Genomic DNA, 21,249 nt, shown 5'->3' with positions numbered 1-21,249 from the left:
ACGCCGGAGCGCGGCCGAAGCCGCCAGGACTTCTTCACCGCTCCCCACCGCCCTCCTCGTTCCGTTGGGCGAACCCCTCCAGGGCCGCCCGTACATACGCCATGACCTCCTCGTCGGTACTGCCTCGTACCACCGCCTCAGCCAGGAGCGTGCGCAGCCGCCGCTCCCAGTCGGCCCCCACCCGCAGTTCCGCCGTCGCCCTCCGCACATCCGGGTGGACCACCGCTCCGCTCCTGCGGTTGACGCGGATGATGCCCTCGCGCCGCAGCAGGTCGTACGCCTTGTTCACGGTGTGGAAGTTGATCGCCAGGTCGACGGCGAGCTGTCTGGTGGAGGGCAGGGACGCACCGGGCGCCAGAACGCCATCCGCGATGGCCTCCACCACCCGGTCCCGGATCTGCTGATAGATCGGGGCCTCGCTGTCGAGATCGAGCACTAGTCGCACAAGCTCACTCTATCTGATGTACAACTACTAGAACAGATTTCCATGGAAGGACCTGGCACCGGGTCCCAAGAGGGAGGGATGGATCCCATGGCGTCAACGCGGAATTCCGGCGCGGAGCCGGTCGACCACCCGAGCCACCGGATCGAAGTGACCGGCCTGACCAAGCGGTTCGGGCCGGTCGCCGCGGTGGACGGGCTCAGCTTCTCCGTGGAGCCCGGCGCCATCACCGGCTTCCTCGGGCCCAACGGAGCCGGCAAGACCACGACCATGCGCATGATCCTCGGACTGGTCCGCCCGACCGCGGGCACCGCCACGGTCGGCGGCAAGCGGTACGGGGAGCTGCGCCGGCCCTCCGAGGTCGTCGGGGCGGTGCTCGACGCCTCGGCCTTCCACCCCCATCACTCGGCGCGGGACCATCTGCGGATCTACCGCACCATGGGCCGCCATCCGGCCGGCCGCGTCGAGGAGTTGCTCGACCGGCTCGGCCTCGCGCACGCCGCGCACCGCAAGACCCGTACCTTCTCCACCGGGATGAAGCAGCGGCTCGGTCTCGCGACCGCGCTGCTGGGCGATCCTCGGGTGCTGCTGCTCGACGAGCCGAGCAATGGCCTCGACCCCGAGGGCATCGCGTGGCTGCGCCGCTTCCTGCGCGAACTCGCCGACGAGGGGCGCACCGTACTGGTGTCGAGCCATGTGCTCAGCGAGGTCCAGCAGATCGTGGACGACATCGTGATGATCCGGCGCGGCAGGCTGGTCGCGGCGGGGCCGCTGCGGGAGCTGGAGCGGCTCAGCCCCTCGACCGTACTGGTCCGCTCCCCCGACGCCGAGGCGCTCAAGAAGGTGCTGCTTCGGGGCACGCCGCATGGGTTGGCGGCGGCTCGGAACGTCGAGACGGGGCGTGACGGCGCGCTGCGGGTGCATGGACTCGCGACCGCGCAGATCGCCGATCTGGCGTCGGCCGCGGGGCTGCGGGTGCATGAACTGCTCACGGAGGACACGAGCCTGGAGCGGTTGTTCCTCGAACTGACCTCGCACACCGAGGGGGATGCCCGATGAGCGCGTTGATCGAGGCGGAGTTCCACCGGCTGCTCGCCACGCGCGGGTGGCTGTGGGCGCTGCTGACCGCCGTCGTCCTGGGCGGTGGCATGGTCGGGCTGCTGACCGCCGTCGGACCGGAGAATTTCTCGCCGCCCATGCCGGGCCTGGAGACGGAGGAGGGTGTCCTGTCGGTCTTCGGGATGCTGGGCTTCACGGTCTTCGTCCCGGCGGCGCTGGGCACGGCGGCCATGACGTCGGAGTACCGGCACCGTACGGTCACCTTCACCTTCCTCTTCGCCCCGCGGCGCCGGCAGGTGCTCACCGCCAAGCTGGTCACCTTCGGAGCGGCCGGTCTGGTGTACGGGCTGGTGCAGACCGGCAGCGCGGGCGCGGGGTTCTTCGCGGCGCTCGCCGTCCGCGGGGTCAGCCCCGGGCTGGCCACCGGCACGGTGATCGAGCTCCTGCTCAGGATGGCGCTGACGATGGCCGTCCACACCCTGCTCGGGGTGGCGATGGGCGCGCTGATCCGCAATCAGCTCGTCGCTCTCGCGGTGGTGATCGGCTATCTCTATCTGGGCGAACTGATCCTGATGATGATCCCCGGGGTCAATCTGCTCTACCCGCTGCTGCCTGGTGGCGCGACGGCCTCGCTCACCGGTTTCACCTATCTCGCTGATGTCCTGGCGGACGAACTGGCCACGAGTCCGGTGTCATTGCTGTCCCCGGTGGGCGGCGGACTGCTGCTGGCGGGTTACGCTCTCGTCGCGGCGGCCGTCGCCGTACTGGTACCCATGCGACGGGACGTGGTCTGACCGCCGGACCGCGGGTACGGAGCGATGCCGGACACCCTTCCCCGGCGATCGCCCGTACACGCAATGGGCGGGTGCCCCGGACCGCATGCCGGGGCACCCGCGTTGCTCAAGCTCCAGCTGCCCGTTTCCCCGCGCGGAGCTCCGCACACCGGTCAGTCGCTGATCCAGCCGTGCGCACGGGCCAGCTCGACGATCCGGGTACGGATCCGCTTGATCTGATCAGCCGTCAGAGATCCGTCGGCGTCGAGGAGTACGTCGGTCAGTTCGCTCCGGAACCCATCGGCGCCCGGCTCGTCCTCGGTCTCCCCGCCGTCCCCTCCCAGATGTTCGAGCCGACGTCGCGAAGGCTGGTGGATCAGACGGATCTCCGAGGCCTTCGGGCCCTTCTCTCCCATTTCGACGAAGAACTCGACGTCCCTGCCCGCCTGGTAGAGGTACTTCTCGTCCAGCAGATCGTTCGCGTGCATGAACACGTCCTCACCCCCCTCGTCCGGGTTGATGAATCCGTACCCACGCGTCTCGTCGAACCGCTGGATCTTCCCCGTTTTCAGCACAACCACACCTCCACGACCACCACAACCTGCCCTGATCTAGCTCGACCAGGATCGTACGTCTGGCGCCGCGGCGCCACCCCTGAAGAATTCATGATCCGGGCAATGAATCGGCCATGGCGGTTCGAGGACGCCGACACTGTCTGCGCAGCTCACCCCATGGCAACGTCGATTGCGGGTCCCGGTTCGCCCCAGGCCCTGGACACACGCCGGGCCTGGCGCGCATCGGCGAGCATACGGTCGGCCGCACTGCCGGCGCCACGGATTCACCACTTGCTTACGGGGGCGTTACATGCAGAGGATCCACTTCACCGCGGCAGATCTCGCTCGAACCCGGCTGCAGAGCACACTCGGCCCCGTCGCCGAGGGGGTCTTCGCGCTCGGTGTGCTCACGCACTGCCGCAACCCCGACTACGCGCGATGGCGAGCCGACACACTCGGCCGACTGCGCGAGACCTCCTCCCTCAACCGGCCGCTCGTCCCACTGCTCCGGGCCCTCAAGGCACCGGACGATCTGCTGTTCCTGCTCGACTCCTCGCCGGACGCGGACACCTCGGCGCTCGCCGCGCTCTCCCTGACCCGTACGGACGCGACCCGGCTGGCCGTGGACATGTGGCGGGCCGGTGTCGCCCCGTACTGGGACCGCGTTCTGGAACGGCTCGACAGCGAGTGCGACACCCATGGACGCATCGCCATGACGGGCGGGGTCGAGCAGTTGCTCGGCACACTGCACCCCCGGATCATCTGGAACCCACCGGTACTTGAGATACACAACGGCCCGGACCGTGACGTCCATCTCAGGGGCCAGGGCCTGCTGCTCAACCCGTCGGCGTTCCTGCCGGGGCTGGTCGGCCGGGTCATCGCCGCCGAACGGGACAGCGATCAGTCCGCGTTGGTCTTCTCCGTACCGCCGGATGTCTCCGGTCTGTTCGCGGTCCCGGATGCCCCGGAGGTCACCGGTGGACAGGCGCTCAGCGCGCTCGTCGGGCAGACTCGCGCCGCCGCCCTGCGCGCGCTGACCAACACCTGCACCACCAGCCAGCTCGCCGCGCGGCTCGGCGTCTCCCCCGGCAGCGCGAGCCAACACGCCTCCGTACTGCGGGAGTCCGGGCTGATCACCACCCGGCGAGTGCGGAACAGCGCGCTCCATTCGGTCACACCGCTCGGAATGGCGCTGCTGGGCGGCCGGCTGCGCAAGACCCCTGCCACGGCCCGTCCCGATACGCGTCCGGCCGCCGTGAAGGAACCACCGCGTCCCAGAACGGCACGACAGTAGATCGATCCGCATGTCATCTCCACATGCCCCGGCGGTCGTCGGACGGCCGGGCCGGACGTGAAAACTTCATGCCCCGGCAGTGAATCGTGAACTGTCTACCCGTCATATCGCTGTGCGCAGAATCGATTCCGCGAGAATCGCCACCGGTCACGCACATGGCAACGCGCCGACTGACCGCGCGCCACCTGACAGCACGACAAATGACAGTATGAAAGGGGAACGATCGTTATGAGCAACGCCATCACCTCCCTCCTCGGGTCGGACGGACCGGCGGCCGGCGGGCGTCATCTCGTCATCGAGGACCTCGACTCGATGCCCGAGGACGGCGTCGCGCTGCTGAGCATCTGCATCAACGCCTCTCCCGTCGCCCCCGCGTTCAACGGGCACGAGCCGCACCAGGCATGACCGAGGCAGGGGGGAACGGCCGGCGGTCCACCGGCGACGGGGCGCGACTCGGCTTCAAGAGCCATCTGCGCGCGACGGTCGTCCCGGGAGAGGCTGCCTATCTGGTGTCCGAGCGCGGGGTCACCGCGCTGTACGGGGACCACAGCGAGGTGCTGGTACCCCTGCTCGACGGCACCCGCAGTCCTGACGGGGTGCTGCGTGACGCGGCCCCCGCGCTGACCGCCGAGGAGGCCGCCGCCTCGCTGCGGGCCCTCGACGCGGCGGGACTGCTGCGGCTGCGCCCGGCCGCACCGGACAGCCCGGCCAGGACGGAGAGTGCCACGGCGGTGGAGAGCTCCACGGCGGCGGCGAGCCCGACCGCACCCCCCTGCCCCGACCCGGCCGCCGAGGCCTACTGGGATCTGGCCGGGCTGGACGGCGCACATACGCTGGACACGCTCGCCCGGACGTCGGTACGCCCGGTGGCCCTGACCGATGTCGACCTGGACGAGGTCGGCGCCGCGTGCCGCGCTTCGGGGCTGACGCTCGCGCCGCCGGACACCGAGGCGGATCTCTCGCTCGTCCTGTGCGACGACTATCTCTCCCCTGCGCTGCGCGAGGTCGACGCCGGGCACCGCGCGGCGGGGACGCCCTGGCTGCTGGTGGCCCTGGGCTCCGCCACGCCCTGGATCGGACCGGTCTTCCGCCCCGGTGAGGGTCCGTGCTGGCACTGTCTGGCGACCCGGCTGCGCGGTCACCGCCACTCCGAGCGCCCCCTCCAGCGCGCGCTGGGCCTGGACGGCCCGCCGCGACGACCGCACGCCACACTGGCGGCGGGCAGGGCCATCGCCGTGCAACTCGCCGTGCTGGAGGCCGCCAAGTGGCTGGCGGGGGTACGGTCCTCCTCCCACGGCTCCGTGAACACACTGGACACTCTGGGGCTGCGCACCACGGCCCATCCCGTGGCCCGGCTGCCGCAGTGCGCGGTCTGCGGGGATCCCGGCCTGGTCGCCCGGCGGGTGGGCGGTCCGTTCGCGCCGGTGTCGCGGCCCAAGGCCGTACAGGACCTCAATGGCCACCGGGCGCTGACACCCACGCGGATGTGGGAGCGCTACGGATCTCTGGTGGATCCCGTCACCGGAATCATCAGGGAGATCCGGCGCGCCCCGGGGAGTCCGGAGTTCGTCAGCGCCTTTCTCTCCGGCCGGAATCTGGCCATGCGCAGCGGGACCCTGGCGGGGCTGCGGGCCGGGCTGCGCTCCCTCAGCGGCGGAAAGGGGCTCACGGACGAGGAGGCCCGTACGAGCGCGTTGGGTGAGGCGGTGGAGCGCTACAGCGGGACCCGGCAGGGGGACGAACCGGTGATCCATGACTCCCTCCACGCCCTGGGCGAGGCGGCGATCCACCCCAACTCCTGCCAGCTGTTCGCCGATCGGCAGCTCAGGGACAGGGAGCGGTGGAACGCGGGCGGCTCCCGGCTGCACTACGTACCACCGCCGTTCGACGCGCGCCGCCCCACGGACTGGACCCCGGTGTGGTCGCTGACCGGGCGGACCCAACGGCTGCTGCCCACCTCCATGCTGTACTTCGGCGAGGAGGAGGCGCCGGACGGTCTGTCGGCCGACTCCAACGGCAACGCGGCCGGCGGCAGCCCCGAAGACGCCCTGGTCCAGGGGTTCCTTGAGCTGGTGGAGCGGGACGCGGTGGCGCTGTGGTGGTACAACCGGACCCGGCAGCCGGGTGTCGATCTCGACGCCTTCGGGGAGCCGTACATCGAGCGGCTGCGCGAGGGCTACCGTACGGTGCGCCGCGAGGTGTGGGCCCTGGACCTCACCTCGGACTTGGGCATCCCGGTGATCGCGGCCCTGTCCCGGCGTACGGACAAGCCCGCCGAGGACATCGTCTTCGGCTTCGGCGCGCACTTCGACCCTCGGCTCGCGCTGCGCAGGGCCCTGACGGAAATGGGTCAACTGCTCCCCCTCGTCGGCGAGGTGACACCCGAAGGCGGTGGCTACCGCGTCAGCGATCCCGAACCGCTGGACTGGTGGCTCCACTCCACGGTGGCCAACCGCCCCTATCTGCGGGCGGATCGGGACGCTCCGGCCCGCGGACCGCGCGACTGGCCCTACACCCCGACCGATGATCTGCTGGAAGACATCGGCGCCATCACGGAGTTGACGCGCTCGCACGGAATGGAGCTGCTCGTACTCGACCAGACCCGACCCGATCTGGGTCTCCCCGTGGTGAAGGTGATCGTGCCGGGACTTCGGCCCTTCTGGCCGCGCTTCGCGCCCGGCCGGCTGTACAACACACCGGTGGAGCTGGGGAGATGCGCCGAACCCACCCCTTACGATCGGCTGAACCCCATACCACTTTTCGTCTGACTCCCATGAGCGGACGCGTAAAGTCCGCGTAACGGAGCGGCGATTTCGTCCCGGCACCGCCTGATCTCGGCACATCCTTCACGTCGATCACTTACGCTCTTCACGTAGCAAGGAGGTTCGACAGGGAAGGCTGCGAAGACACACGATCATGCGAAGTCGCGACGGATGCACCGAGAATGTCCGGCCGGGGGAGAAAAACGGGGCGACGCGCGGCCCCACCACCCCACCGGACCTGCCGGCTCCTCAGCTGGCCCGCGTCATCCTGACGATCGCTCTTCTCGGCTATCTGAGCGTCACCGTCGTCAATCTCGTAGGAGTGGATCACAGCACCTTCGCCCTGACCTCGTCCCTCGTCGGGATGGTGCTCATCTTCCTGCTCCAGCTGAGACACTCAAGCGCCACGGCCCGCCGGGCCCCCACCTGGCAGAAGTGGGTGACGCTCGGCACGCAGGCGCTCCTCACCTATCTGCCGATCGCGGCCTTTCACTCCCAGTGGGGGGCGATGGCCGGTTTTCTCGCGGGGTCCCTGCTGCTGCTCCTGCCCGGCAGGCGGGCCTGGTTCGCCTATGGAGCGGTGGGGATCAGCATGCTCATCCCCCCGATCATGGAACGTCTCCCCCTGCGCGAGGCCTTCTATCTGTGCCAGTCGACCCTGCTGACCGGACTGGTGGTGTACGGGCTCTCCCGGATGGCCGAGCTGGTCCGCGCGCTGCACGACACCCGGGTCGAGCTGACCCGTATGGCGGTCACGCAGGAACGGCTGCGGTTCGCACGGGACTTGCACGATCTGCTGGGCTACAGCCTCTCCGCGATCACCCTGAAGAGCGAGCTGATCCACCGGCTGGTCCCGACGCATCCACGGCGCGCGATGGACGAGATCAGCGAAGTCCTGGCGATCTCACGGCAGTCGCTCGCCGATGTGCGTACGGTCGCCAGCGGGCTGCGCGGGCTCTCGCTGGAACAGGAGCTGGGCTCGGCGCAGTCGCTGCTCTCCGCCGCGGATGTGAAGGTACGGGCCACCATCCGGCTCGGGAAGATCACTCAGCCGGTCGACACCGTACTCGCCGCGGTGCTGCGCGAGGCGATCACCAATCTGCTGCGGCACTCACGCGCCTGTGTCTGCGACATCGAGGCCATTCAGGAAGGCGGGCTGGTGCGGCTGTCCGTGTCCAACGACGGTGTCGATCCGGCGTACCGCGACTCCTCGCCGCACAGCGGCAGTGGCCTGGGGAACCTGGAGACACGGCTGCGTGCCGTGTCGGGCCGGCTCTCCATCGCACGGGGCGCGGACGGGACCTTCCGGCTGATGGCCGAGGCGCCCGCCCATCTGATCAGAGGAGTGCCCGATGTGGACGACGACATCTACGCTCAGGACTCCGCGGCCTAGGCATGGGCGCCACGTGCCCGGTTGGATCCGAGGAGGGGACCCCACTCATGGCCATCCGCATTCTGCTGGCCGAAGACATGAACATGGTCCGTGGAGCGCTGGTGGCTCTGCTGAACCTGGAGAGCGACCTCAAGGTCGTCTGTGAGCTGGAGCGCGGTGACCATATCCTGCCGGCCGCGCTGGAGCACCGCCCCGATATCGCGATCATCGATATCGATCTGCCGGGGATCGACGGACTGACGGCGGCTGCCCGGCTGCGGGAGTCGCTGCCCGAGTGCCGGACGCTGATCCTCACCAGCCTGGGCAGGCCGGGAACGCTCCGGCGCGCGCTGTCGGCACAGGTCTCCGGCTATCTGCTCAAGGACGCGCCGCCCCAGGAACTGGCCACGGCGGTCCGGCGAGTGGTCGCCGGCCACCGGGTGATCGACGCGCAGCTGGCGCTCTCGGCCTGGGACGGCGCCGAGTCGCCGCTGACCGAGCGGGAGACAGAGGTGCTGCGGAGGGCGGCGGAGGGGTCGGAGGCCCAGGAGATCGCCCGGGAGCTGCATCTGTCCCCGGGCACCGTACGCAACTATCTGACGACGATCGTGGCCAAGCTCAACGCACGGAACCGGGTGGACGCCATCAGGATCGCGCAGGAAGCGGACTGGCTGCTCTAGGCCCTGTCTGTCCGGCGGAATGACCAGGCGCGGTGGGCCGTTGTTCAGGACATGTACGCAGACACGGAGAGCATCCGTAAGATCCTGACGCAGAGCGGCGACACCTGGGCCGTGGTCGGACTGTCCAACAACCAGTCCCGCGCGGCCTACGGCGTCGCGGCGGTGCTCCAGCGCTACGGCAAGCGCGTCGTGCCGGTCCATCCCAAGGCCGAGCCGGTCCACGGTGAGCAGGGCTACGCCTCGCTGGCCGACATCCCCTTCCCTGTCGATGTCGTGGACGTCTTCGTCAACAGCGAGCTGGCGGGCGCGGTCGCGGACGAGGCGACGGCGATCGGGGCGAAGGCCGTCTGGTTCCAGCTCGGCGTGATCGACGAACAGGCCTACGACCGCACCCGCGCGGCGGGCCTCGACATGGTCATGGACCGCTGCCCCGCGATCGAGATCCCGCTGCTCGACTGACCCCACGGGACGAGTCGCGTCCCGCGCGGGGGCTCGCGCGGGGCAGAGCGGACGGGCGTGACACGCGCCGGCCCTGCCCCCGGGGGCGGGAAGTGCGGAGTCCTGTGTGTCAGTCCCTGACCAGCCACGCGGCGGTGGCCAGGACCATCGCGACGAGTGCCACGATCAGCAGCCACACGCCCGCGCAGCACCTGACGAGCGTCATGTACGCCGCCTTGTCCGGCTGCTTCACTGTGTCCACAGAACGGGCCGGATGATCGTCTCAGGTGCCATGGGACGCCCCTCCGTCCTTCCGGTGGAGGGGGCACCCGCACCGGGGAAAGGTCGACGTCGGATCAGGCGTCTCCGTCGGCTTCACCGTGCGGAGCGCCTTGACCACGGTCCGTTCCCCGGTGACGACGTTCGCTCGGTACACGCGCATCCACATCATGGGGTCGCCCGATCCTTGGCGCTTCGCCAGGACGTCCGGAGCCCTGCGGCCTCGTCACAGTCCACACCGAGGGCCCTGCACGGGGCGCACGCCTGTGCGTGCTGGAGGAAGGCGTTGTACGCCCGCTGGACACTGCCCTCTATGAGTAGCGCGTGCGTCAGAACAGGTCCCGTCAACTCAAGTTCCGCGCCCACCTTTTGGTGGCTGACGTGATCCACGTCTCGCTCCTCGCAGCGTCTGCCAAGTCCCGGACCGTGTGGCACACGGCGCCGGGACACGTGCGTCGACCCGCCGTCAAAACGGTCGGCTGCGACGAGCATTGCCCTACCTGTGGCTGCGACACAGGGACGCAACGGCCTAGTTTTGCCACGCTAGGCAGCGACACCCAGGAACTCGGCGATGGGACGGAGACCTGTCGGGCGGTTCGGCAACTCCCACAGCTCTTCGACGATTGATACAGCAAGGGTGTGGTGCCGCATCCATGTAGGCGCGAAGCGACGCAGCGACTCCAGCGCCTTCACCGCGCCTTCCGCGTTACCGACGTCGGTGTGCGCGCGTGCGACGTCAAGAAGGAGCCACGTACGCCACGAAGGAGGCGTGTCCTTCGACAGGCGCATCCCCTTGGCCAGCTTCAGCGCTTCCTCGGGGTGCCCGAACTGCACTGCCAGACGTACACGCTCAATTCGCACCGACGATTTACTGAAGACGCTCACCATCCGGCTGTCCTCCGACGTCGGCATCCTGCCGACCCGCACCGCTTCCTTCTCAGCAGCGCGCATCATCGCGTCGGCGCGTTCGTAGTCGCGGCTCCGGGCGTAACTCGTGGCGGCCGACATCGTCAGTCCTCCCCACACCTTCACGCCCTCGGCATCGTCGAAGCGGGTGCTCTTGACCCGATCAGCCGCGTGGAGAGCCACGGCAATAGCGTCATCCAGCCTGTTCTGTCGCTGATACGCCCATGCCACACTGTTTGCGATCATCGGCCCCAACAGAGGGTCGGAGGACGCGTCCGCAGCGGCTATGGCGCGTTCCAGGCTCGACAGCGCCAGGTCGGTCTTTCCCATACGGATCGACAGGTGGCCACCTAGTTGCAGCGCCTTCCCCAGCGCCGCTTGACCTCCAGCGCGCTCTTCGCCGGTGCCGGCGCTCGCCGTCTGCCGTGCGTCCGCGATCACCCCGGGCAGGATCTCCATCAGCCGGCCGAACTCCGCGTCGTGGTAGAGCGTCCACGCGTCGGCGATCTCAGCACGCAAGAGTTCCACGGTCAGTGTCTCCACACCCGAGGGTTCCGGGGCGGGGGCGTACAGCGGGGGCATGATGGCGCGTCTGAGGGCCACCATCTGCGGTGGGTCACCTTCTCCGTTGGACGGCACGCCCGGCGGATCGCCCAACAGCGACGTCAGCTCTACACCGAGCCCCTTCGACAGGGCGTGCAGGGTGGGAAGCCTCGCGGATCCCTTCCGCCTCTGTTCCAGCTGACGGATGACGTCGACTGACACATCCGCACGCTCGGACAGACCTTCCTGCGTCAACCCGGCCAGTTTCCGCGCCCGCCGAAGCTTGACCCCAAGGTGCTCATTCACCCCTCGACGGTACGCCGACGCGGGGGCCCCGTGCCAGCAGCACAAAAGGGCCCCGGCGTCTCACGGATGAGTTGCCAGGGCCTCGTCGTACCCCCCGTGAGGGCCCGTACGGTCGGCCCGTACAGTCCCCCGACGCGGTCAGACGCCCAAACCCTCCAGCACCACCGCGCCCGGCAGGCCGCCGAAGACCTTGCCCGGCACGATCAGCTTGCCGCGGCGCCGGCCGCTGCCGATCAGGACCCATTCGGTGTCGAGCACCGCGGAGTCCACCAGCAGCGGCCAGGACGCGGGCAGGCCGATCGGGGTGATGCCTCCGTACTCCATGCCGGTCTCGCCCACAGCGGTGTCCATCGCGGCGAACGAGGCTTTGCGCGCGCCCAGTTGCCGGCGGACCACGCCATTGACGTCGACGCGGGTGCGGGAGAGCACGACACACGCCGCGAGCGTCGACTCGCCGCCCCGTTTGCCCGCCACGACCACGCAGTTCGCGGACCGGTCCAGCAGTCCGGGGCCGTGGTGCTCGGCGAAGACCGCCGTGTCCGCGATCGCCGGGTCGGTGTCGACGTACACCAGCTGTTCGGCGGGGACGTCGCCGCGCCAGGCGCGTACGGCGTCGGCGACGGGCGGTGTCAGTTCTTCGAGGCAGTCAGGGGCGGGTCTGGCATTGTCGAAGTTTCCCAGGGGAGCGCGCATGGACGCCACGCTAACAAGCCGCCCCGTCACCACGGACCGGGCGTCTCAGCGTACGGGCGGGATCGACACGGACATGATCATCTCGACGGTCCCGGCACCTTCGTTGCGATAGACGTGCGGCACATTCGCCTCGAAGGCCGCCGACGCGCCCTCGGGTACGGTGTGCGGTTCGCCGTCGACGACCAGCGTCAGTTCCCCGGCGGTCACATGGAGCAGTTCGGTGGTGCCCGGCGGATGCGGGTCGGAGGAGCTGGCCTCCCCCGGCAGCAGGACCCATCGCCACAGTTCGAGTGGTCCGCGGGCCTCGGTACCGACGAGCAGCGTGGTGTGGCTGCCCGCGGGTGTGGACCACATCCGTACGGCCTGGTCCGCCGGCACGATCCTGACCTGTGGGCCCTGCTCGTAGTCGAGGAGGGTGGTGATCGAGACACCGAGCGCGTCGGCCAGCTTGACGGTGGTGCCGACGCTGGGATTGGTACGGGCCTGCTCGATCTGGATGATCATTCCACGGCTGACCCCCGCCCTGGCCGCCAGGGCGTCGAGGGTGAAGCCCCGTTCACCACGCCAGCGTCTGAGATTGCGGGCGAGCGACTGGGTGAGCTGATCGAGGTCCGACACGTTCCATCCAATATATTCAATGAGATAGTTCAACGGACTGCACTATGGCGTGATGCACCCCATCGTTCATCGCACTGTACTGCGAGGTCCCCTACGATCGCGTATCGCTCGCGCTGGTGGAAACGGTTCTGCGGGACATCGAGTAGGTCGGGCGCGACGTACGGTGAGGCTCACCCCTAAGGTGTGGTATCCCGAGGACTTCCCGTGGGGCTCAACGTGGCCAATGTGACCGTACGGTTGGCTGAAAACAGTTGACCACACCGGGCCTCAACGGGCCGTCGACAGCCGTCCGGAGCGCCGAACGGACATCGGCATACCCACTTCGGGCACAGCGGACGCGATGTTGGCGCATATGACAGAGGCTTCAGCGATTCGTTCTATTTACCATGCCCACCCTGGCCGGTGGGTGACTTCGGGACGAACTCCTCCGTTGAGTGGGCTCCGGGCGTTCTGTGTGTTCCACAAGCGCGCCGCGTGGTTAGCATGAGCGCCACATGTGGTGCGGAAGATCACCGTCCCCATCGGTGTCAGATCCCGCCCGTGCGGCCGAAGCGCGCTGGTCGGCCGGTCTTTATCCCCCGCACTCAAGCACCCGAGGGACCGCGGAATGTCAGTGCCTGTCGCCCCCCGCCCGCGCCGCATACGCAGGGCACGGACTCTGCCGCTCGCCGTACCCCTGGCCCTGCTGGTGGTGTCCGCCGCGGCGGGAGGCGCCGTGGCCGCGACGGCGCCGTCGGCGGCCCGTGGCTGGGTGGCCGCCACCGTCGCCGTCGCCTGGGCGTGCCTGGCGGCCACGACCGTCACCGCCGCGCTGCTGCTGCGCGGCCGTCGACGCACCACGGCCACCGCCGAGAACGAGACACGGGCGGCGCAGTCGCGACTGACCCAACTCGGCGCGGACTCGGCGCATTTGCTGAATGTCGCGCTGCCCGCGGTGGTCAAGAGAGTCCGGGACGGCGCGGGCGCCGACGAGACCCTGGAGTCCACCCCGGCGCCGTCCGATCCCCAACTCCGGCGCCTGCTTGAGATGTTCACGAACGAGATCGCCGACTCCGCACGGCGCGCCGCCGACGCGACCGCCGAAAGCGAGCGGGCCGTCGCCCAGCTGACGCGGGCCGCCGACGAGTTGGATCTGCTCACCGCCAAGACGCTTCCCGACGCGCTGGGCGGGCTGCGCTCCGGCGGCTCCGCGGACACCGTACTCGGCACCATCGAGCCGCCCACCGATCCACGGCTGCGGATCCTGCTGGACACCGTGGTCAGGAACTTCGCCACCAGCGAGCGACGGGCCGCGGCGGCGCAGGCGGCCAGCGCCAAGGCGCTGAGCCGGGTGCAGGCGAAGGCCGTGAGCATGCTCGCGGATCTGCGCGAGATGCAGGACCGTTACGGAGAAGAGGTCTTCGGGGACCTCCTCAAGCTCGACCACAACACCTCACAGCTCGGACTGCTCACCGACCGGCTGGCCCTGCTGATGGGCGGGCGCCCGAGCCGCGCCTGGAACAAGCCGATCGCCATGGAGAGCATCCTGCGCGGCGCGGTGGGCCGGATCGCCGCGTACCAGCGGGTCAGGCTGCACTGTTCGAGCAGCGCGGCGATCGCCGGGTTCGCCGCCGAGCCCGTGATGCATCTCCTCGCCGAACTCATGGACAACGCGGCGAACTTCTCCCCGCCGATCGACGAGGTCCATGTCTATGTCGAGGAGCGCACCGCGGGAATCGTGGTGACCATCGAGGACAGCGGTCTGAAGATGGCCGCCGCCGCGATGCGGCGCGCCGAGGAGTCCGTCTCGGGACGGGTCACCGACCTGGCGATGCTCCAGGGCACCCGGCTCGGGCTCGCCGTGGTCGGCAGGCTGGCCGCGAAGTACCACATCAGTGTCAACTACCGGCCCTCGTCCCGTGGCGGTACGGGCGTCGTGGTGCTCTTCCCGCCGCAGCTCATGGCCCAGCAGCGCGGTATGGCACCGGAGCACTCCCTGCGACGCCCGGCCCCGGAGGCGACGGTTCTCGCCGACCCGCCGGTCACCCCGGCCCCACGAGGCACGGCGGCCCAGTCGGCCCCGTCCCACTCGTCCGCCCCTTCGGTCTCCCCCGTACCGCCCTCCGCGTCGAAGCCGTCGAACCCGTCGAACCCGTCGGACCCTTCCGTCCCGCCCTCCCCGTCCTCGCCGGGGGACGGCCCCCGCGTGGCGACGCCCAACGGTCTGCCGGTCCGCCCGCCCGGCCGCACCATGGCCGCCGCCGACCGAGGCCGGCCGCAGCCGGAGTCGGAGTCGGAGAGCGACGGCGCCCGGCCGGGCCGCGACGCGGGCTCGCAGTTCGGCGCCTTCCACCGTGCGCGCCGCCCGTCGAAGGGCCCGTCTGGTGCCAACGGCACCCAGGGCGCGTCCGGAACCGGCGGTACGAGGGAACCTGACGGTACGTCCGGGACCCCGGCCGAATAAGAGCCGCCCTCTCCCCGTACGGCGCCCGGGGTCTTGGCGCCCTTCCCCCACCGGAACGCGAGATTGGAGACACGGGCGGGTGACCGGTCAGCCCGGTATCACCCGCCCCACGCACACCATGCAGACCACTGACAACAGCCTGACCTGGCTCCTTGAGAGCCTGTTGGAACGCACCCCCGGCACCCGGCACGCGCTGGTGCTCTCCCGTGACGGGCTGAAGCTCTGCTGGAGCCGTCACCTCACCCTCGACCAGGCCGATCAGCTGGCGGCCATCTGTTCCGGTATCCAGGCGCTCGCCCAGGGTGCCTCGGTGGAGTTCGGCAACGGCACCGGCGGCGTACGGCACTCGATGACGGAATTCCACGGCGGGCTGCTGTTCATCGTCGAGGCCGGTGACGGAGCGCATCTCGCGGTCGTGGCCGAGGACGGCGCCGATCCGGGCGTGGTGGGCCATCAGATGACCGAGCTGGTCGAGCAGATCGGTGAGCATCTGCGGGCCGAGCCGCGTGCGTCGGTCCAGGAGAGTTCTCCGTCATGACCCCCCGCCGGCCCGTCGACACCGGGGATCCCGACCGGCTGTACACCGTCACCGGTGGCCGCAGCCGGGTCGACGACGACTCGTTCGATCTGGTCACCCTGATCGTCAGCGAGTGCGAACCGACGCCGGGGATGCAGTCGGAGCATGTCCGGATCCTGGAACTGTGCCGTCATCCCACAGCGGTCGTCGAGATCTCTGCGGAGCTGCGGCTACCGGTGACGGTGGTACGGATCCTCCTCGGTGATCTCCTCGCGACGGGCCGGATCACCGCCCGGCATCCCCGTGCGGCACGCTCCGCGGAGCTGCCCGACTCCGCCCTTCTCAAGGAGGTGCTCCATGGACTCCGTAACCTCTGAGCTGCCGGCCCGTACCCCGCTGGCCGACGCCGCCGAGACCGGTCTCAAGATCGTCATCGTGGGCGGATTCGGGGTCGGCAAGACCACGCTCGTACGCTCGGTGAGCGAGATCCGGCCGCTCAACACCGAAGAGGTCATGACACAGGCCGGGGTCGGTGTCGACGAGACGGCCGGGCTGACCACCAAGACCACCACGACCGTGGCCTTCGACTTCGGCCGGATCAGCCTCAACGACCGTATGGTGCTCTATCTGTTCGGGGCGCCGGGACAGGAGAGATTCTGGTTCCTCTGGGACCGGCTCTTCTCGGGCACACTGGGCGCGGTCGTGCTGGTCGACACCCGGCGGATGAGCGAGTCCTGGTACGCGATCGACCGGCTGGAGCACCACAGGACACCGTTCGTGGTCGCGGTCAACCGGTTCGACGACGATGTCTCGGCGTTCTCACTGGCGGAGATCCGGCAGGCGCTCTCGCTGCCCGATCATGTCCCGCTGATCGACTGCGACGCGCGGGTGCGTTCGTCCGGCAAGAACGTACTGATCACCCTCGTGGACCACCTCTACGAACTGGCGATGGCCCGGGAGATGACCCCATGACCGACCCCGCAGACCCCTCCCTCGACCACGCCGTCCCGCCACCCGGGTGCCCCGCGCACGCCGGCGCGCAGGAGGGAGCTGTCGCGCTGAGCGGCCTGGAGTACCAGCAGACCCCGTCGCAGCTGTACCGCACCCTGCGCAGGGAGCACGGCGCGATCGCGCCCGTCGTGCTCGACGGGGGCATCCCCGCCTGGCTGGTGCTCGGCTATACCGAGGTCTCGTATGTCACCAACCATGACGAGCTGTTCGCCCGGGACTCACGGCGCTGGAACCAGTGGCCGTCGATCCCGCCCGACTGGCCGCTGATGCCCTTCGTCGGCTATCAGCCGTCGGTGATGTTCGCCGAGGGACCGGAGCACCAGCGCAGGGCCGGTGTGATCACCGAGGCGCTGGAGGCCGTCGACCAGTTCGAACTGGCCCATACCTGCCGGGAGATCGCCGAGGGGCTCATCGACGCCTTCGCCGGCAGCGGGCAGGCCGAGCTGATGAGCGCGTTCGCGCACGCGCTGCCGATGCGGGCCGTGGTCCGGCTCTGCGGAATGCCGGCCGATGGCGTCGACACCGATGATCTGGTCCGCGATCTGCGGATCTCGCTGGACGCCGCCGAGGGTGACGACCCGGTCGCCGCCTATGTGCGGGTGATGGAGCGGATGCAGCGGCTGGTCAAGGACAAGCGGGACAACCCGGGGTCCGACATCACCTCCCGGATGCTGAGCCACCCGGCCGGGCTGTCGGACGAGGAGATGGTCGTCGACCTGATCACCGTCATCGCCGCCGCGCAGCAGCCGACCGCCAACTGGATCTGCAACACGCTGCGACTGCTGCTGACCGACGACCGGTTCGCGCTGAACGTGTCGGGCGGCCGGCTCAGTGTCGGGCAGGCGCTGAACGAGGTGCTGTGGCTGGACACGCCGACGCAGAACTTCATCGGCCGGTGGGCGGTGCGCGACACCCAGCTCGGCGGCCGGCACATCAAGGCGGGCGACTGTCTGGTCCTGGGGCTCGCCGCGGCCAACACCGATCCGCAGATCTGGCCGGAGGGCCATATCGGCCCGGAGAACTCCGCGCATCTGTCGTTCAGCAACGGTGAGCACCGCTGCCCCTATCCGGCCCCGCTGCTGGCCGATGTCATCGCGCGCACCGCGGTCGAGACGCTGCTCGAACGGCTGCCGGACGTGGTGCTCGCGGTCGAGCCGTACGAGCTGAAGTGGCGGCCGTCCATCTGGATGCGGGGGCTGGCCGCGCTGCCGGTGAGCTTCACCCCGGTCGTGCAGTAGCGGCGCCGTACCCGCCGGTCAGCCGCCGGCGTACGGCCGCCGGGCCCGGAAACCCGGGCCCGGCGGATGCCGTCAGCCCTTCACCGGGGTGAAACGCACGGGCAGTGTCTGCGGTCCGCGCGTGAACACGCCCTGCTCGACCGGGTCGAACCCGTCGGCGAGACGGATGTCCGGCATGGCGTCGAGCAGTTGGTTGATGCCTGTCTCCACCTCCGCCTTCGCCAGCAGGGCGCCGACGCAGAAGTGCCGGCCGAGCGCGAAGGCCAGATGGTCGGCCGCCGCGGAGAACGCGGTCGTCGTGGTCAGATCGTCCCGGAAGATGGTGAAGCGGTCCGGCTCCTGGTAGCGCGAGCCATCACGGTTGGCGGCGCCGATCAGACAGGTGACCGTGGCTCCCGTCGGGATGGTCCCGCCACTGACCTCGACGTCCTTGGCGGCCTGCCGCATGATCATATGCACCGGCGGGGTGAACCGGAGCGTCTCCGCGAAGGCCCGGTCGATCAGCGTCCGGTCCTGCTGTACGGCCGCCAGCTGGTCGGGGTGGAGCAGCAGATTCGCGAAGACGCTGGCGATCGCCTTGTCGGTGGTCTCGCCGCCGGCCGCGAGCAGCAGGCTGCAGAACGCCTTGATGTCCTCGTCGCTCATCCGTACGCCGTCGACCTCGGCGGCGCAGAGCGTGGAGAGGAGATCGTCCCCGAGGTTGTCGCGCCGGTGTTGGATGATCGGCAGCATGTACGCGGCGAACTCGGCGCGGGTACGCTCACCGGCCGCCGCGACCTCCGGGTCGCCGGAGAGATTGCCCAAGAAGGCGATGACCGCGGTGTACCAGCCGTGGAACCGGGCGTGGTCGGCCTTGTCGAGGCCCAGCATGTCGGCGATGACATTGACGGGGAAGCGGGTGGCGTAGTCCGTGACCAGATCGGCGGATCCGGTGTGCCGGAAGGCATCGATCAGTTCACGGGAGTTGCGGTCGATGACCGGCAGGAACTTGTCCCGCAGATCGCTGCCGCGGAAGGCCGGGGCGACCAGCGCCCGGCGTACCGCGTGCTCCCGGCCGCTCAGCTGGAGGATCGTTTTGCCGTGCACGGGCTCGATCTGCCAGTCGTAGTTGTCGGTGGTGAACTCCGACTCCTTGTCCTTGAAGACGCGCTCGACGTCCTCGTAGCGCGAGATGATGTAGCTCTTCGTGGCCTCGTGCCAGATGAGCGGCGCGCTCTCCCGCATCACGCTGTAGGCCGGATACGGATTCTCGGCGAACTCGGGCGACAGGATGTCGGGGACCTGATGTGCGGTGGCCATGGAGCTCCTCGTTCGATACCAGCCCGATCGATAACGGGCGTCTCAACAAAGGTTATTGATCAACCGTCACCAGAAACAGTCATCTCCTCACCCGACCTGAGGTCCCTGTGTCAGGAGTGATCGCTTACCGTGTATCTCCGGTCGACACGGAGGAGACGTCATGACGGAACGGGCACTGATCACCGGCGTGGGCGGGAAGTTCCCCGGCGTCGACGCCGCCGCGTTCACCGCGCCGACGTCCGTGGTGGTCGGCGATGTCACCGTGGCGGCGGGTGCGAGCATCTGGTACCACACCGTGCTCAGGGCCGACTGCGGGCCGATCGTGGTGGGCGCCGACAGCAATATCCAGGACAACTGCACCCTGCACTGCGATCCCGGTTTCCCGCTCACGGTCGGCGAGCGCGTCTCGGTCGGTCACAACGCGGTGCTGCACGGCTGCACGGTCGAGGACGATGTGCTGATCGGCATGGGCGCGACGATCCTCAATGGCGCGCGTATCGGCGCGGGGTCACTGGTCGCGGCGCAGTCGCTCGTACCGCAGGGCATGCGGGTGCCGCCGGGCTCGCTGGTCGCGGGGGTGCCCGCCAAGGTCAAGCGCGAGCTGACCGAGGAGGAGCGGGCGGGGATCAGGCTGAACGCGGCGGGCTATCTGGAGCTGGCGAAGGCCCACCGCGAGACGCACGAGAACGGATGACGCCCGGGGGTCCGCTCCCGGGCGGACCGCTGCCGGGCGGTCCGCTCCCGGGCACGCACAGTCCCTACTCCGCGGCGGGTACGGGTTCCGGATCGCCCGCCGACGGCTTCGGCTCACCGGCCTTCTTGGCGCGGTTCCTGAGGACGAGCATGGACGCGATCCCGATCAGCACCGCGAGCAGCAGACCGAGCCAGGAGAAGCGCTTGAGCCACGCCTCGGCGACCACACCCACCGAGTAGATGACGGCGGTCGTACCGCCCGCCCAGAGGATGCCGCCCAGCACATTGGCGATCAGGAACTTCCAGTACGGCATGCGCAGCACGCCCGCGAGCGGCCCGGCGAAGATCCGCAGCAGGGCGACGAAACGGCCGAAGAAGACCGCCCACATGCCCCACTTCTGGAACGACCGCTCCGCCATGGCGATCTGGGCCTCGCCGAAGTGCTTGGGGAACTTCCCGCCGAGCCGGGCGAGCAGCGGTCTGCCGCCCTTGCGGCCGATGGCGTAGCCGATCGAGTCACCGATGATCGCCCCGGCGGTGGCGCAGGCGCCGAGGATGTACGGATTGATGTCGCCGTGCTGGGAGGCGAGCAGCGCCGAGCTGACGAGGACGATCTCACCCGGCAGCGGGATACCCAGGCTTTCGAGCCCGATGACCACCCCCACCAGGAGATAGACGCTGACCGCGGGGACGGTCTCCAGCCACTCCTGGACGTGCACCGCCGGTTCCTCTCGTTGGTTCCGCTGCCCGGCGTGCGCCTGGCCAGGCGCACGCCGGGCAGCCTACCTGGTGGGCGGGTGAGGTCAGGAACGCGGACGGAGGCCAGGACCCGGAGGCCGGGCCCCGGAGGCCGGCAACGCGGAGGTCAGGAATTGGGCCGGAGGGTCCAGACGACGGTCATCTCTCCGGTGACCGCTCCGTCCTCGCGGGTGAGGGTGACGGTCACCGGGAATTCCGGCCGCTCTCCGGCGTCCAGCTCCGCGACGACGTCCGCCACGGGGCGGCCCAGCGTGGCGGTGGCCGTGACGATCCCCTTGGCGAGCTTCCGGTAGCCGATCTCCGCCGTGACGGCGAGCGGGACCGCGCGCGGGAGCTGGTCGCCGAAGGCGGCGAGCACGACGGCGCCGCTGGCCGACTCGGCGAGGGTGAACATCGCTCCGGCGTGCGGTCCGCCGAGGTGGTTGTGGTAGTCGGGCTGGTCGGGCAGCCGCAGGACGGCCCGCTCCGCCGTGGTCTCCGAAAACTCCAGTCCCAGGGTCCTGACCATGGGAACGGTGGCGGCGAGCATCTCACCGACGGACAGCTGATCTGTGGTCATGGCATGCGATG

Annotated in this window: 22 protein-coding genes; 14 read left to right on the top strand and 8 right to left on the bottom strand. The window is 69.5% G+C overall.

The annotated features are described in order from the left end of the window. Positions 1 to 34: 34 nt before the first annotated feature. Positions 35 to 445, bottom strand: a complete 411-nt coding sequence (locus tag AB0M67_RS22820) for a GntR family transcriptional regulator (RefSeq protein WP_365748097.1) — start codon at positions 443 to 445, stop codon at positions 35 to 37. 87 nt (positions 446 to 532) lie between these two features. Between AB0M67_RS22820 and AB0M67_RS22815 the strand changes: the two genes are divergently transcribed. Together AB0M67_RS22815 and AB0M67_RS22810 are read left to right on the top strand one after the other, a co-directional pair. After that, the gene (locus AB0M67_RS22815; protein ID WP_365748095.1) at positions 533 to 1,501 is read left to right on the top strand and encodes an ABC transporter ATP-binding protein; all 969 of its coding nucleotides are present in this window, start codon (positions 533 to 535) and stop codon (positions 1,499 to 1,501) included. Then, on the top strand, positions 1,498 to 2,295 hold the full coding sequence (locus AB0M67_RS22810; RefSeq protein ID WP_365748093.1) for an ABC transporter permease: 798 nt from the start codon (positions 1,498 to 1,500) through the stop codon (positions 2,293 to 2,295). Before AB0M67_RS22815 ends, AB0M67_RS22810 begins: the two co-directional genes overlap by 4 nt. A 152-nt stretch (positions 2,296 to 2,447) precedes the next feature. On the opposite strand, the gene AB0M67_RS22805 is transcribed toward AB0M67_RS22810, so the two are convergent. Beyond that, the gene (locus AB0M67_RS22805; protein WP_365748091.1) at positions 2,448 to 2,849 is read right to left on the bottom strand and encodes a cold shock domain-containing protein; all 402 of its coding nucleotides are present in this window, start codon (positions 2,847 to 2,849) and stop codon (positions 2,448 to 2,450) included. A gap of 289 nt (positions 2,850 to 3,138) precedes the next feature. Here AB0M67_RS22805 and AB0M67_RS22800 point away from each other — a divergent pair, with 289 nt between their 5' ends. The 6 genes from AB0M67_RS22800 (at position 3,139) to AB0M67_RS22775 (ending at position 9,395) form a co-directional block, all read left to right on the top strand. Next, on the top strand, positions 3,139 to 4,122 hold the full coding sequence (locus AB0M67_RS22800; RefSeq protein ID WP_365748089.1) for a winged helix-turn-helix domain-containing protein: 984 nt from the start codon (positions 3,139 to 3,141) through the stop codon (positions 4,120 to 4,122). Between the two features lie 228 nt (positions 4,123 to 4,350). Then, positions 4,351 to 4,527, top strand: coding sequence for a hypothetical protein (locus AB0M67_RS22795; RefSeq protein WP_365748087.1), 177 nt, complete (start codon positions 4,351 to 4,353; stop codon positions 4,525 to 4,527). Continuing rightward, positions 4,524 to 6,890 carry a TOMM precursor leader peptide-binding protein gene (locus tag AB0M67_RS22790; RefSeq protein WP_365748086.1) on the top strand — a complete coding sequence of 789 codons (2,367 nt, stop codon included), beginning with the start codon at positions 4,524 to 4,526 and terminating at the stop codon, positions 6,888 to 6,890. Before AB0M67_RS22795 ends, AB0M67_RS22790 begins: the two co-directional genes overlap by 4 nt. A 148-nt stretch (positions 6,891 to 7,038) precedes the next feature. Further along, positions 7,039 to 8,277, top strand: coding sequence for a histidine kinase (locus AB0M67_RS22785; protein ID WP_365748085.1), 1,239 nt, complete (start codon positions 7,039 to 7,041; stop codon positions 8,275 to 8,277). 47 nt (positions 8,278 to 8,324) lie between these two features. Continuing rightward, entirely contained in the window at positions 8,325 to 8,936 is a 612-nt protein-coding gene (locus AB0M67_RS22780) for a response regulator transcription factor (protein ID WP_365748084.1), read from the top strand. Between the two features lie 51 nt (positions 8,937 to 8,987). Beyond that, positions 8,988 to 9,395 carry a CoA-binding protein gene (locus AB0M67_RS22775; protein ID WP_365748082.1) on the top strand — a complete coding sequence of 136 codons (408 nt, stop codon included), beginning with the start codon at positions 8,988 to 8,990 and terminating at the stop codon, positions 9,393 to 9,395. Between the two features lie 801 nt (positions 9,396 to 10,196). Here AB0M67_RS22775 and AB0M67_RS22770 read toward each other — a convergent pair. The 3 genes from AB0M67_RS22770 to AB0M67_RS22760 form a co-directional block, all read right to left on the bottom strand. Continuing rightward, the gene (locus AB0M67_RS22770; RefSeq protein WP_365748080.1) at positions 10,197 to 11,408 is read right to left on the bottom strand and encodes a helix-turn-helix transcriptional regulator; all 1,212 of its coding nucleotides are present in this window, start codon (positions 11,406 to 11,408) and stop codon (positions 10,197 to 10,199) included. Positions 11,409 to 11,546: 138 nt separating this feature from the next. Continuing rightward, a complete protein-coding gene (locus AB0M67_RS22765) occupies positions 11,547 to 12,101 on the bottom strand; it encodes a YbaK/EbsC family protein (protein WP_365748079.1) in 555 nt (184 codons plus the stop codon). A 45-nt stretch (positions 12,102 to 12,146) separates the two neighbouring features. Then, complete coding sequence (locus AB0M67_RS22760; RefSeq protein ID WP_365748077.1) at positions 12,147 to 12,719, bottom strand: XRE family transcriptional regulator; 573 nt, start codon at positions 12,717 to 12,719, stop codon at positions 12,147 to 12,149. 607 nt (positions 12,720 to 13,326) lie between these two features. Between AB0M67_RS22760 and AB0M67_RS22755 the strand changes: the two genes are divergently transcribed. The 5 genes from AB0M67_RS22755 to AB0M67_RS22735 all read left to right on the top strand — a co-directional run bounded on the left by AB0M67_RS22755 (position 13,327) and on the right by AB0M67_RS22735 (position 17,928). Then, complete coding sequence (locus AB0M67_RS22755; protein WP_365748075.1) at positions 13,327 to 15,162, top strand: ATP-binding protein; 1,836 nt, start codon at positions 13,327 to 13,329, stop codon at positions 15,160 to 15,162. Between the two features lie 118 nt (positions 15,163 to 15,280). Next, positions 15,281 to 15,700, top strand: a complete 420-nt coding sequence (locus tag AB0M67_RS22750) for a roadblock/LC7 domain-containing protein (protein ID WP_351401052.1) — start codon at positions 15,281 to 15,283, stop codon at positions 15,698 to 15,700. Beyond that, positions 15,697 to 16,056: a DUF742 domain-containing protein gene (locus tag AB0M67_RS22745; protein WP_365748073.1), complete on the top strand. Its 360-nt coding sequence runs from the start codon at positions 15,697 to 15,699 to the stop codon at positions 16,054 to 16,056. Before AB0M67_RS22750 ends, AB0M67_RS22745 begins: the two co-directional genes overlap by 4 nt. Continuing rightward, on the top strand, positions 16,037 to 16,651 hold the full coding sequence (locus AB0M67_RS22740) for an ATP/GTP-binding protein (protein WP_365748071.1): 615 nt from the start codon (positions 16,037 to 16,039) through the stop codon (positions 16,649 to 16,651). Before AB0M67_RS22745 ends, AB0M67_RS22740 begins: the two co-directional genes overlap by 20 nt. Continuing rightward, positions 16,648 to 17,928, top strand: coding sequence for a cytochrome P450 (locus AB0M67_RS22735; protein ID WP_365748070.1), 1,281 nt, complete (start codon positions 16,648 to 16,650; stop codon positions 17,926 to 17,928). Before AB0M67_RS22740 ends, AB0M67_RS22735 begins: the two co-directional genes overlap by 4 nt. 72 nt (positions 17,929 to 18,000) lie before the next feature. Here the strand turns inward: AB0M67_RS22735 and AB0M67_RS22730 are convergent, their stop codons facing one another. Continuing rightward, positions 18,001 to 19,227, bottom strand: coding sequence for a cytochrome P450 (locus AB0M67_RS22730; RefSeq protein ID WP_365748068.1), 1,227 nt, complete (start codon positions 19,225 to 19,227; stop codon positions 18,001 to 18,003). A 160-nt stretch (positions 19,228 to 19,387) separates the two neighbouring features. On the opposite strand from AB0M67_RS22730, the gene AB0M67_RS22725 reads away from it, so the two are divergent. Then, the gene (locus tag AB0M67_RS22725) at positions 19,388 to 19,921 is read left to right on the top strand and encodes a gamma carbonic anhydrase family protein (RefSeq protein WP_365748066.1); all 534 of its coding nucleotides are present in this window, start codon (positions 19,388 to 19,390) and stop codon (positions 19,919 to 19,921) included. Positions 19,922 to 19,985: 64 nt separating this feature from the next. Here the strand turns inward: AB0M67_RS22725 and AB0M67_RS22720 are convergent, their stop codons facing one another. Together AB0M67_RS22720 and AB0M67_RS22715 are read right to left on the bottom strand one after the other, a co-directional pair. Further along, positions 19,986 to 20,639: a DedA family protein gene (locus tag AB0M67_RS22720; RefSeq protein WP_365748065.1), complete on the bottom strand. Its 654-nt coding sequence runs from the start codon at positions 20,637 to 20,639 to the stop codon at positions 19,986 to 19,988. A gap of 146 nt (positions 20,640 to 20,785) precedes the next feature. Continuing rightward, positions 20,786 to 21,238, bottom strand: coding sequence for a DUF4442 domain-containing protein (locus AB0M67_RS22715; RefSeq protein WP_365748063.1), 453 nt, complete (start codon positions 21,236 to 21,238; stop codon positions 20,786 to 20,788). Between the last annotated feature and the right edge of the window lie 11 nt (positions 21,239 to 21,249).

Origin of the sequence: Streptomyces sp. NPDC051662, from assembly GCF_040681655.1 — a bacterium.
GTDB lineage: Bacteria > Actinomycetota > Actinomycetes > Streptomycetales > Streptomycetaceae > Streptomyces.
This window is presented reverse-complemented; position numbering and strand designations above follow the sequence as displayed.

Coding starts and splice junctions, on each gene's coding strand:
- AB0M67_RS22810 (WP_365748093.1), top strand. CDS start 1,498: ATGAGCGCGTTGATCGAGGCGGAGTTCCACCGGCTGCTCGCCACGCGC.
- AB0M67_RS22790 (WP_365748086.1), top strand. CDS start 4,524: ATGACCGAGGCAGGGGGGAACGGCCGGCGGTCCACCGGCGACGGGGCG.
- AB0M67_RS22780 (WP_365748084.1), top strand. CDS start 8,325: ATGGCCATCCGCATTCTGCTGGCCGAAGACATGAACATGGTCCGTGGA.
- AB0M67_RS22795 (WP_365748087.1), top strand. CDS start 4,351: ATGAGCAACGCCATCACCTCCCTCCTCGGGTCGGACGGACCGGCGGCC.
- AB0M67_RS22750 (WP_351401052.1), top strand. CDS start 15,281: ATGCAGACCACTGACAACAGCCTGACCTGGCTCCTTGAGAGCCTGTTG.
- AB0M67_RS22725 (WP_365748066.1), top strand. CDS start 19,388: ATGACGGAACGGGCACTGATCACCGGCGTGGGCGGGAAGTTCCCCGGC.
- AB0M67_RS22785 (WP_365748085.1), top strand. CDS start 7,039: ATGCGAAGTCGCGACGGATGCACCGAGAATGTCCGGCCGGGGGAGAAA.
- AB0M67_RS22800 (WP_365748089.1), top strand. CDS start 3,139: ATGCAGAGGATCCACTTCACCGCGGCAGATCTCGCTCGAACCCGGCTG.
- AB0M67_RS22815 (WP_365748095.1), top strand. CDS start 533: ATGGCGTCAACGCGGAATTCCGGCGCGGAGCCGGTCGACCACCCGAGC.
- AB0M67_RS22730 (WP_365748068.1), bottom strand. CDS start 19,227: ATGGCCACCGCACATCAGGTCCCCGACATCCTGTCGCCCGAGTTCGCC.
- AB0M67_RS22775 (WP_365748082.1), top strand. CDS start 8,988: ATGTACGCAGACACGGAGAGCATCCGTAAGATCCTGACGCAGAGCGGC.
- AB0M67_RS22740 (WP_365748071.1), top strand. CDS start 16,037: ATGGACTCCGTAACCTCTGAGCTGCCGGCCCGTACCCCGCTGGCCGAC.
- AB0M67_RS22715 (WP_365748063.1), bottom strand. CDS start 21,238: ATGACCACAGATCAGCTGTCCGTCGGTGAGATGCTCGCCGCCACCGTT.
- AB0M67_RS22755 (WP_365748075.1), top strand. CDS start 13,327: ATGTCAGTGCCTGTCGCCCCCCGCCCGCGCCGCATACGCAGGGCACGG.
- AB0M67_RS22735 (WP_365748070.1), top strand. CDS start 16,648: ATGACCGACCCCGCAGACCCCTCCCTCGACCACGCCGTCCCGCCACCC.
- AB0M67_RS22765 (WP_365748079.1), bottom strand. CDS start 12,101: ATGCGCGCTCCCCTGGGAAACTTCGACAATGCCAGACCCGCCCCTGAC.
- AB0M67_RS22745 (WP_365748073.1), top strand. CDS start 15,697: ATGACCCCCCGCCGGCCCGTCGACACCGGGGATCCCGACCGGCTGTAC.